The sequence below is a fragment of the Paracidovorax oryzae ATCC 19882 genome (assembly GCF_000687165.1).
Classification (GTDB): domain Bacteria; phylum Pseudomonadota; class Gammaproteobacteria; order Burkholderiales; family Burkholderiaceae_C; genus Paracidovorax; species Paracidovorax oryzae.
Map to the genome: position 1 here is coordinate 46,988 of NZ_JMKU01000027.1, position 11,043 is coordinate 58,030.

At 69.6% G+C, this 11,043-nt stretch carries 9 protein-coding genes; 7 read left to right on the forward strand and 2 right to left on the reverse strand.

The features are described from left to right. Positions 1 to 143 precede the first annotated feature (143 nt). Both T336_RS0118640 and T336_RS0118645 read right to left on the reverse strand, forming a co-directional pair. Positions 144 to 1,070: a 2-hydroxyacid dehydrogenase gene (locus T336_RS0118640; protein ID WP_026433689.1), complete on the reverse strand. Its 927-nt coding sequence runs from the start codon at positions 1,068 to 1,070 to the stop codon at positions 144 to 146. Continuing rightward, complete coding sequence (locus T336_RS0118645; protein WP_019701815.1) at positions 1,070 to 1,963, reverse strand: GNAT family N-acetyltransferase; 894 nt, start codon at positions 1,961 to 1,963, stop codon at positions 1,070 to 1,072. Before T336_RS0118645 ends, T336_RS0118640 begins: the two co-directional genes overlap by 1 nt. Positions 1,964 to 2,585: 622 nt before the next feature. On the opposite strand from T336_RS0118645, the gene T336_RS0118650 reads away from it, so the two are divergent. The 7 genes from T336_RS0118650 to T336_RS0118680 form a co-directional block, all read left to right on the forward strand. Beyond that, on the forward strand, positions 2,586 to 3,251 hold the full coding sequence (locus T336_RS0118650; protein WP_026433690.1) for a haloacid dehalogenase type II: 666 nt from the start codon (positions 2,586 to 2,588) through the stop codon (positions 3,249 to 3,251). 31 nt (positions 3,252 to 3,282) lie between these two features. Continuing rightward, positions 3,283 to 4,572, forward strand: a complete 1,290-nt coding sequence (locus T336_RS0118655; protein WP_026433691.1) for an NAD(P)/FAD-dependent oxidoreductase — start codon at positions 3,283 to 3,285, stop codon at positions 4,570 to 4,572. Positions 4,573 to 4,645: 73 nt separating this feature from the next. After that, positions 4,646 to 6,265: an ABC transporter substrate-binding protein gene (locus T336_RS0118660; RefSeq protein ID WP_019701818.1), complete on the forward strand. Its 1,620-nt coding sequence runs from the start codon at positions 4,646 to 4,648 to the stop codon at positions 6,263 to 6,265. A 208-nt stretch (positions 6,266 to 6,473) separates the two neighbouring features. Further along, entirely contained in the window at positions 6,474 to 7,430 is a 957-nt protein-coding gene (locus T336_RS0118665) for an ABC transporter permease (protein ID WP_026433692.1), read from the forward strand. A 31-nt stretch (positions 7,431 to 7,461) separates the two neighbouring features. Further along, entirely contained in the window at positions 7,462 to 8,361 is a 900-nt protein-coding gene (locus T336_RS0118670; protein ID WP_026433693.1) for an ABC transporter permease, read from the forward strand. Then, positions 8,361 to 10,001: an ABC transporter ATP-binding protein gene (locus T336_RS0118675; RefSeq protein WP_019701821.1), complete on the forward strand. Its 1,641-nt coding sequence runs from the start codon at positions 8,361 to 8,363 to the stop codon at positions 9,999 to 10,001. Before T336_RS0118670 ends, T336_RS0118675 begins: the two co-directional genes overlap by 1 nt. A gap of 21 nt (positions 10,002 to 10,022) precedes the next feature. Further along, positions 10,023 to 11,043, forward strand: a 1,021-nt coding sequence (locus tag T336_RS0118680) for a tartrate dehydrogenase (RefSeq protein WP_026433694.1), incomplete at its 3' end; no start/stop codon positions are given.

An 11,043-nucleotide genomic window follows, 5' to 3' on the forward strand; every position in this document is an offset into this window, starting at 1 on the left:
AAGCGGAATGGAATGGACAGGGCTGTCGATGTGGTACAGCTTAGGACGGACGGCTTCCACCGTGGTGCTGCTTTCCACCCCCGCTGCAAAGCAGGCTGCGGTTGTGCGTGGCCGAACGGCAGATCGTGCGGCGGGATCCGTGCTCAGTAGCCGCGGCCCCGGTCCACCAGGCCTTCCATGGGCTCGCCGGCCTCGAAGCGGCGCAGGTTGGCGATGGCCGCGGCCGCGGCGGTGCGCGGCTGCGTCATGCTCGCGATGTGCGGTGTGAGGCGCACCCGGGGGTGACGCCAGAAGGCGTGCGCGGCGGGCAGTGGCTCGGGATCGACCACGTCGAGCACGGCCTCGGCGATCTGACCGATGGCGAGCGCGGCCAGCAGGTCGGCCTCCCGCAGTTGCGGTCCGCGGCCCACGTGCACGAGGCTGGCGCCCTGCGGCAGGCGGGCGAACAGCCCGGCGTCGAGGAAGCCGCGCGTGGCATCCGTGAGCGGCAGCAGGCAGACCAGGATGTCGGTGCGCGCGAGGAAGGCGGGCAGCTCGTCCTCGCCCGCGAAGCACTGCACACCGGGTATGGCGTGGCGCGACCGGCTCCAGCCAGCGCAGGCGAACCCGAAGCCCGCGAGCTGCGCGAGCACGGCCTGGCCCAGCGATCCGAGGCCCAGCACGCCCACGCGGCGCTCCGCAGCGGTGCGCACGGACAGCGGCTGCCATTCGGCCATCTGCTGCTGGCGCCGGTATTGCGGCATGTCGCGGTGCAGGTCGAGCACGGCGTGGCAGACGTATTCCACCATGCCGCGCACGATGCCAGGCTCCACCATGCGGACCACGGGCAGCTGCGGTGGCAGCGCGGAAAAGTCGAACTGGTCCACGCCGGCGCCCGAGGAAAACAGCACCTGGAGGTTGGGAAAGCGCGTGGCGATGTCCGGTGGCGGTTCCCAGGCCGCGAGGAAGCGCACCCGCTCCGGATCGCCTACGTCGGGCCAGGTGCGGAACTCGATGTCCGGCGCCTGGGCTGCGAACACCTCGGCCCACTGGCGGCCGCGCACGGGGTCGGATTTGTAGAGAAACACCATCAGCCCACAGCCTGCGTCACGATCGCGAAGAGGTGCGCGCCGCCCTCCGGCGGCAGTTCCAGGGGGGTGCCGCGCACCATGGTGGTGGGCGCGTCCACGCGCAGCAGGCCGATGCTTTCCAGCCATTCGGCGAGGCCGCTCGCCCAGTCGATGTCGATGCGCGTGAAGTGGCCCGCATTCAGGCCCGCCAGGTGGGCGATGAGGGCCTTGGCGCCCTGGGCGTCCGGCGCGACCACGGGACCGATGGCATGGCCGCGGCCGAAGCGGCGCAGCATGGCGAAGCCGCGCGGCGTGGCGTCCTGGTCCACCAGTACGACGCAGGCTTCGGCCGTGGCCGCGAGGTCATCGACGAGTGCGTCGCGCGGCATGCCGCGCGCCTCGGCATCCAGGCGCCGCAGGGCCTCGGCCTCGTTGAGGCCGGCAGGGCGCAGGCGCCAGCCCGGCTCCAGCGCGATCAGCGGCGTGGGCAGGGCCGTGCCCTGGTGCTGGCGGATCTCTCCGGTGCGGATGAAGCCCAGGCGTTCGTAGAGTCCCCGGCCTTCCGCCGTGGCGTGCAGCAGCACGGTGCGATCTTCCATTCCTTCGAGCAGCGCATGCATGAGGCGGTGGCCGATGCGCCGGCCCTGGCAGGCCGGCGTGACGATCACCAGGCCGATGCAGGCATGCCGTTCGCCCCAGAGCCAGCGCTGCGCAGTGGCGATGATCTGCCCGTCGCGCTCGGCCACCAGGCCCTGCGCGTGCGCGAACATCTGCGTCCAGTCGCTGGGGCGGTGCGGCCAGCGCAGTTCCGCCGACAGCGCATGTGCCTGGGTGAGGTCGGCCTCGGTCATGGGGCGGATCAGCACGCCATCGTCGGCGACGGTGCCGGCGGCGAGCGAAGGGGTGGAAAGCATCGGCGAAGTCCTTTGGTGGGCGAAAGAGGGGTGTGGCCCGTGCACAGTGGTCCTATCTTGGACGACATCCGCGTGCCGTGCCATAGCGTGCTAGGGGTTTGCCCGCAACTTGCAAGCTTCGTCTGCGCGGTGGGGTGGTTTTGCAATTCGCTGCGGCGCGGCCCCCGCCAACGGGCACAAATGCCAGGGGTTGTTACCTAGGATCACCCATCACCGCGGCACCCCTTGCAAGCGGTGATTTTTCACGGATCCGACGCACCATGCTCCCTCACGTTGTCTCCCGCACTTCCACGCGTTCGCCCTGCTGCGGGGCCGCACGCGCGTTGCTGCGGCATGGCGCGGACGGGGTGCCATGCTTCAAAAGCGTGCCTGGCGCGCTTGCTGCAGCGCACCAACGGTGCAGTTCCGCACGCAAGCGGTGCGCGCCGCACAGCATGCCGCCGGAGCCCCTGCAAACCGCAATTTTCTCGCGTGCCGCCCCCGCAATTCCCAACGACGGCCGCGAAGCCGCGTGCTTCAATCAGTTCGTAATGAAAACGTCGCACAGGGCGCGCAGGCACCCGGCGGCCCGCCCCGGTCGGTGACCGGCAGAACCCCGAGAGAACCTCAGGAAACCGAGACCATGACTTTCCGTCCCAAGTACATCACCTTCGACTGCTACGGCACGCTCACGCGTTTCCGCATGGGGGAGATGGCCCGCGAGATGTTCGCCGATCGCGTGCCTGCCGATCGCATGGAGCAGTTCGTCGCCGATTTCACGGCCTACCGTTTCGACGAGGTGCTGGGCGACTGGCAGCCTTACGAGCAGGTACTGAAGAACGCGATCCGCCGGCTGTGCAAGAAGTGGAACCTCCAGTATTTCGACCACGAGGCCCAGCGCTACTATGACGCCGTGCCGACCTGGGGTCCGCATGCCGACGTGCCTGCGGGCCTTGCCAAGGTGGCCAGGGAGATTCCGCTCGTGATCCTCTCCAATGCCTCGGACGACCAGATCCACCGCAACGTGGACATGCTGGGCGCGCCGTTCCACCGCGTGTATACCGCGCAGATGGCCCAGGCCTACAAGCCGCGCCTGAAGGCGTTCGAGTTCATGTTCGATTCGCTGGGCTGCAATCCCGAGGACGTGCTGCACGTGTCGTCCAGCCTGCGCTACGACCTGATGTCGGCCGACGACATCGGCATCGTGAACAAGGTGTTCGTGAACCGCGGCCATGGCCCCGGCAATCCGGCCTACCGCTACACCGAGATCCAGGACATCGGCGGCCTGGCCGGCGTCGTCGGTCTCTGATGTTCCGCCCACAATCTTCCGCAGCCCTTCCATGAAGCTCGACTCCTACTGGCTCGATTCGCTGCCGCCCCTGGCGACGCCCGCGCCCGGCCTGCCTGCGCGGGTGGATGTGGCCATCGTGGGCGGGGGCTTCACGGGGCTGTCCGCGGCCCATGCGCTGGCCCGGCAGGGTGCCAGCGTGGCGTTGCTGGAAGCGGGCGCGACCGTGGCGCCGGAGGCGTCGGGCCGCAATGGCGGCCACGTGAACAACGGACTGGCCGTGGACTATGCGGACGTGGCCGCACGCGTAGGCGTGGAACAGGCACGCGCCTGGTACCACGCCTACGATGCCGCAGTGGACACGGTGGCGCGGCTGGTGCGCGAGGAGGCCATCGATTGCGACTTCCTGCGGCACGGCAAGCTCAAGCTCGCCACCCGGCCGCAGCACCTGGACGCGCTGCGGCGCAGCGCCGAGAGGCTCGTCGCGGACGGCGTGGACACCGATGTCGAAGTGCTCGACGCAGCCCGCGTCGCCGGGGAGGTGCAGAGCGACCGCTTCGTCGGCGGCCTGCTCTACAAGCGCAGCGGCCAGATGCACATGGGGCGCTTCGCCCTGGGCTTGGCCCGCGCCGCGGTGCGCCATGGCGCGCAGATCCACCTGGGCACCTGCGTGGACCGCCTCGAGCGATTGCAGGGCCAGGCCCACCGCCTGCACACGGCCCGCGGCCCGGTCGATGCGAAGCAGGTGCTGCTGGCCACCGGCGCCTCGCGCCATGGCGGCTACGGCACGTTCGGCTGGCTGCGCCGGCGCATCGTGCCGATCGGCAGCTTCATCGTGGTGACGGAGCCGCTGGGCGCGGAGCGCGCGCAGGCCCTGCTGGCCGGCCGCCGCACCTACGTGACGATTGCCAACATCCACCATTACTTCCGCCTCACGGCCGACCACCGCCTGGTGTTCGGCGGGCGGGCGAAGTTCGCGGTCTCCAGCCCGCAGCAGGATGCGGCCAGCGGCGAGATCCTGCGGCAGGGGCTGGCCGAGACTTTTCCGCAGCTCGGGCAGGTGCGCATCGACCACTGCTGGGGCGGACTCGTGGACATGACTCAGGACCGCCTGCCCCATGCCGGCGAGCGCGACGGCGTCTTCTATTCGATGGGCTACAGCGGGCACGGCACGCAGATGTCCGTCCACATGGGGCAGCGCATGGCAGAGGTGATGGCCGGCAATGCCGCGGCCAACCCATGGCGCGGTCGCGGGTGGCCGGCGATTCCCGGCCACTTCGGGCCGCCCTGGTTCCTGCCGGCCGTGGGGCTCTACTACCGCCTCAAGGACCGGCTCGGCTGATGCCGAAGCCACCGGTCCGCTTTTTTCCACCGTCCCTTCCTTCCCTTTCCCCAGGTCCCACAAGGAGTCCACCATGAGCGACAAAATCCCCGAGTTCGACCGCCTCGTCGGCCCCGCAGAGAGCCAGCGCGTGATGCAGTCGCTGGCACGCGGAGCATCGCGTCGCGATGTGCTGGCCATGTTCCTCGCGGGGGGCATGCAGGCGTCCCTGGCGGGCGGCCTGGCCACCATGGCCGCCAGTGCGCACGCGCAGACACCGCGGCGGGGAGGGCGCATCCGCGTGGCGGGTGCCACCGCGGCCGCCACCGACACGCTGGATCCGGCCAAGCAATCCAACCAGACCGACTATTCGCGTGGCAACATGCTCTACAACGGGCTGTTCTCGCTGGACGGCAGCCTCACGCCCCAGCCGGCCCTGGCCGAGTCGTACTCCACGGCCGACGCGAAGACCTGGGTGTTCAAGCTGCGCAAGGGCGTGGTCTTCCACGATGGCAAGGCCCTGGCGCCCGAAGACGTGGTTTTCTCGCTCATGCGCCACAAGGATCCGGCCACGGCCTCCAAGGCCAAGGCGCTGTCCGACCAGATCGACAGTGTGAAGGCCTCCGGCCCTGGCGAGGTGACGGTGGTGCTGTCGCAGCCCAATGCCGACCTGCCCGTGATCCTGGGCACCTTCCACTTCCACATCGTCAAGGACGGCACCACGGATTTCAACGCCGGCATCGGCACAGGCCCGTACAAGCTCAAGGAGTTCAAGCCGGGCGTGCGCTCCCTGGTGGTGCGCAACGACGCCTACTGGAAGCCCGGCAAGCCCTACCTGGACGAGATCGAGTTCGTCGGCATCGGCGACGAGACGGCGCGCGTGAACGCGCTGCTGTCCGGCGGCATGGACCTCGTCGCCTCGGTGAACCCCCGGGCCGTGGCCCGCGTCAAGGGCACGCCAGGCTACGCGATCTTCACCACGCAGTCGGGACAGTACTCCGACCTCATCCTGCGCAAGGACATGGGCCCGGGCGCGAATCCGGACTTCGTCCTGGCGATGAAGCACCTGTTCGATCGCGAGCAGATGAAGAAGACCATCGCGCTCGACTACGCGGTGCTGGGCAACGACCAGCCCGTCGATCCGACCAACCGCTTCTACTTCGCGGGCCTGCCGCAGCGCACCTTCGACCTGGACAAGGCCAAGTTCCACCTGCAGAAGTCGGGCGTGACGGGCAAGATCCCGATGGTCACCTCGCCCGCTGCGATGTATTCCACCGAGATCGCGCTGTTGCTGCAGCAGTCGGGCCAGCGCATCGGCCTGGACCTGGATGTCAAGCGCATGCCGGCCGACGGCTACTGGTCCAACCACTGGCTCACCAATCCCGTGGGCTTCGGCAACGTGAACCCGCGCCCCAGCGCGGACACGCTGCTCACGCAGTTCTTCAAGTCCGACGCGGCATGGAACGAGTCGCGCTGGAAGAGCCCGCAGTTCGACCAGTTGCTCGTGGCCGCGCGCGCCGAGACCGACCAGGCCAAGCGCAAGCAGATGTATGCCGACATGCAGACCATGATCCACCAGGACGCAGGCATCGGCATTCCGCTGTTCCTCGCCAGCATCGACGGCCACAGCTCCAGGCTCAAGGGCCTGTCGCCGATCCCGCTGGGCGGCCTGATGGGTTACGCATTCGCGGAGCATGTGTGGCTGGACGCTTGAAGCACCCCCCTGAGCGGCTGCGCCGCTTCCCCCTGCTCTCGCCATGCTGTGCACGGCGGGCAGGGGGACGACGCCAGTGGCCGGGCGAAGCCCGTTCCACGGCGTCTGCCGGCGTGGCCTGCTCCGCGGCCTGCCGACGGGTGACGCTGCGCCGTTTTCCTGGGTGAAGGCGGCACGCAGCGCCATGGACAACTGATACGGACCCCTCATGAACCGTGTGATTCTCAAGCTCCTGGGGCAGCGCGTGCTGCTCGCGCTGCTGTCGCTGCTCGCGGTGTCGGCCGTCGTGTTCGCCATCACGGCCGTGCTGCCCGGCGATGCCGCGCAGGAGCAGCTCGGCCAGGATGCCACGCCCGAGGCATTGGCCGCGCTGCGGTCGCAGATGGGACTGGACGTGCCTGCGCCCCTGCGCTACGTGCGCTGGCTGGGCGGGGCGGTCCGGGGCGACCTGGGCATGTCTGCCACCACGCAGATGCCGGTGGGCGAACTGATCGCGAGCCGGCTGCCCAATTCGCTGCTGCTCGCGGCGGTGACGGCGCTGTTCTCGGTGCCCATCGCGCTGGCGCTCGGCATTGCCTGCGCGGTGTGGAGGGGCTCGTGGTTCGACCGGGTGGTTTCCACCGGGGCGGTGGCTGTGGTGTCCGTGCCGGAGTTCCTGGTCGCCACCCTCGCGGTGCTGGTGTTCGCGGTGCAGCTGCGCTGGCTGCCTGCCCTGTCCTATGTGAACGACATTGAATCCGTGGGCCAGATGCTGCGCGCCTTCGCGATGCCGGTGCTCAGCCTGTGCTGCGTGATCGTGGCGCAGATGATGCGCATGACCCGCGCGGCCGTCAGCGACCAGCTGCAGGCCCCCTACATCGAAATGGTCCGGCTCAAGGGCGCCTCGCCGCTGCGCACCGTGATGGCGCATGCGCTGCCCAATGCGGTGGGGCCCATCGCCAATGCGGTGGCGCTGTCGCTGTCGTACCTGCTGGGCGGCGTGATCATCATCGAGACCATCTTCAATTACCCGGGCATCGCCAAGCTCATGGTCGATGGCGTGACGCAGCGCGACATGCCGCTGGTACAGGCCTGCGCCATGATCTTCTGCGCGGGCTACCTGATCCTCGTCACGCTGGCCGACCTGTGCGGCATCGTCGCCAACCCGCGCCTGCGCCACCGCTGAGATGGCGCATTCCGACCAAGGAGCTCCACTGATGGATACCGTTTCTCCTCCGTCCGGTGCGCCCGCGGCGCCCGCGGCCCGGCGCGGCGGCCTGCACCGCGCGCTGCACTGGCTCGCCGGCCTCGGCCCGCTGGGGTTGCTGGCACTGGCCGTGCTGCTGTTCTGGATGCTGGCCGCGCTGGTCGGCCCCTGGTTGCTGGGCGCCACGCCCACCGCTTCCGGCGGCGGCATGGACGTGTTCGCGCCCATCGGCGCGGCGCACTGGCTGGGCACGGACTACCTCGGCCGCGACATGCTGGCACGCGTCGTGAACGGCGCACGCTACACCGTCGGCGTGGCGCTGCTGGCCACGCTGCTGGCCAGCGGCACCGGCACCGTGCTTGCGCTGCTCGCCGCGGCCGTGGGGGGCAAGCTAGACGCGGTGCTGAGCCGCGTGCTGGATACGCTCACGGCCATCCCGAGCAAGATGTTCGCGCTCATCATGGTCGCCGGCTTCGGCTCGTCGGTGGCCATGCTGGTGGCCACGGCCGCCATCATCTACGTGCCGGGTGCCTACCGCATCGCGCGCTCGCTGGCGGTGAACATCAATGCGCTCGACTATGTGGTGGTGGCCCGCACGCGCGGGGAGGGCACGCTCTACGTGATGCTGCGCGAGATCCTGCCCAACATCCTGGGCCCCATGCTCGCCGACCTGGGGCTGCGCTTTGTCTACGTGGTGCTGCTGCTCGCCAGCCTGAGCTTCCTCGGCCTGGGCATACAGCCGCCCGAGGCGGACTGGGGATCGCTGGTGCGCGAGAACATCGGCGCGCTGCCCGAGGGAGGCGCCGCCGTGATCGCCCCTGCCATAGCCATCGCGAGCCTGACCATCGCCGTCAATCTCGTCATCGACAACCTGCCGGGCCGCGCCGCCCGCGAACGAGGAGCCCGCTGATGGGAGCATCCGTCACCGTGCAGGACCTGCACATCACCGCGGGCACCCAGACGCTGGTGGACCGCGTCAGCTTCTCGATCGCGCCGGGCGAGGTGCTGGCGCTGATCGGCGAATCCGGCTCTGGCAAGACGACCACCGCGCTGGCCCTCATGGGCCATGCACGCGAGGGCTGCAGCATCTCCGGCGGCAGCGTGCGCATCGGCGACGTGGATGTGCTGGGGCTCTCCACGGCCGGCCAGCGCGCGCTGCGGGGCCGCACCGTGGCCTACATCGCGCAGAGCGCCGCCGCCTCGTTCAACCCGTCGCGCACCCTCATGGACCAGGTGGTGGAGCCCGCGCGCATCCACGGGACCCTGCCGCGCGCCGAGGCCGAGGCGAAGGCCGTGCAGCTCTTCCGCGAACTGGCGCTGCCCGATCCCGACACCATCGGCAGCCGCTATCCGCACCAGGTGTCCGGCGGCCAGCTGCAGCGCATCATGGCCGCGATGGCGCTCATCACCGATCCGGACCTGGTCATCCTCGACGAGCCCACCACGGCGCTCGACGTGACCACGCAGATCGAGGTGCTGCGCGCCTTCCGGCGCGTGGTGCGGGAGCGCCGCGCCACGGCCGTGTATGTCAGCCACGACCTGGCCGTGGTGGCGCAGATGGCCGACCACATCCTGGTGCTGCGCGGCGGGCAGATGCAGGAACTCAATTCCACCCCGCGCATCCTGGAGGCGCCGGAACATCCCTACACCCGCAGCCTGCTGGCGGCGGCGCGGCCCGCGGCGCGAGAGGGCGGTGCGGGCGAGGAGGGCGCCGTGCTGCTGGACGTGCGCCACCTGTCGGCCGGCTACGGCCCGAAGGACGCGCAGGGCCGGCCGGCCGCGCTGATCCTGGACGACGTGAGCCTCACCGTGCGCCGGGGCCAGGCCATCGGCGTGATCGGCGAATCCGGCTCGGGCAAGACCACGCTCGCGCGGGCCATCGCGGGCCTGATCCCCGCGCATGCCGGCTCCGTGGTGTTCAACGGGCGCGAGCTCAAGCCCACGCTCGCGCAGCGCGAGCGCGAGGAGCTGCGCCGCATCCAGATCGTGTTCCAGATGGCCGATACGGCGCTGAACCCGTCGCACACCATCGGCCGCATCCTGGCGCGCCCGCTCGAGTTCTACAAGGGCCTGCGCGGGCCGGCGCTGCAGCAGCGCATCCGCCAGCTGCTGGATCTCGTCAGGCTGCCGCACGCCGTGGCGGATCGCCTGCCGGGAGGCCTTTCGGGCGGGCAGAAGCAGCGCGTCAACCTCGCCCGCGCGCTCGCGGCCGATCCAGACCTCATCCTCTGCGATGAAGTTACCTCCGCGCTCGATACCGTGGTGGGCGCCGCGGTGCTCGACCTCATGGCAGAACTGCGCCGGGAGCTGGGCGTGTCCTATCTCTTCATCAGCCACGACCTGCACACGGTGCGCGCGGTGTGCGACGAGATCGTCGTCATGCAGCACGGCCGCAAGCTGGACCAGGTGGCGCGCGCGGATTTCGACCGCGGACCCCACCATCCGTATTACGAACTGCTCGCGCGCTCCGTGCCCGAACTGCGGCAGGGCTGGCTCGAGGAGCAGGACAGGGCGGCCCCGGGCCATTCCCCTGCGGCGCAGGCCGCATAACCCGACGAACCGAGGAAGACCATGGACACCATTTTCCGCATCGCGGTGCTGCCCGGAGACGGCATCGGCAAGGAAGTCATGCCCGAGGGGCTGCGGGCGATCCAGGCGGCGGCCGGGCGTTTCGGCTTCGCGCTGGAGCTGCACACCTTCGAGTGGGCCAGCTGCGACTACTACCTCGCGCACGGGCAGATGATGCCCGATGACTGGAAGGAGCAGCTCAAGGGCATGGACGCGCTCTTCTTCGGCGCCGTGGGCTGGCCGGCCACCGTGCCGGACCATGTCTCGCTGTGGGGCTCGCTGCTGAAGTTCCGCCGCGAGTTCGACCAGTACATCAACCTGCGGCCCGTGCGCCTGTTCGAGGGCGTGCCGTGCCCGCTGGCGGGCCGCAAGCCCGGGGACATCGACTACTACGTGGTGCGCGAGAACACCGAGGGCGAATACACCTCGCTGGGCGGGATCATGTACGAGGGCACGGACCGCGAGATCGTGATCCAGGAGTCGGTGTATTCGCGCAAGGGCGCCGAGCGGCTGCTGAAGTTCGCGTTCGACCTCGCGCAGGGCCGCCCGAAGAAGCACGTGACGCTGGCCACCAAGAGCAACGGCATCGCCATCAGCATGCCCTGGTGGGACCAGAGGGCCGACGAGGTGGCCAAGGGCTACCCGGAGATCACGCTGGACAAGCAGCACATCGACATCCTGACGGCGCGCTTCGTGCTGCAGCCAGGGCGCTTCGACGTGGTGGCGGCGACGAACCTGTTCGGAGACATCCTGTCGGACCTGGGCCCGGCGACCACCGGCACGATCGGGCTGGCACCGTCGGCCAACCTGAACCCGGAGCGCACGTTCCCGAGCCTGTTCGAGCCGGTGCACGGCTCGGCGCCGGACATCTATGGCAAAAACATCGCCAACCCGATCGCGATGGTCTGGTCTGGGGCGCTGATGCTGGACTTCCTGACGCAGGGCCAGGGCGCGGGGCGGCAGGCGCACGATGCGATCGTGGCGGCGATCGAAGAAGTGATCAAGAGCGGGCCGAAGACGCCGG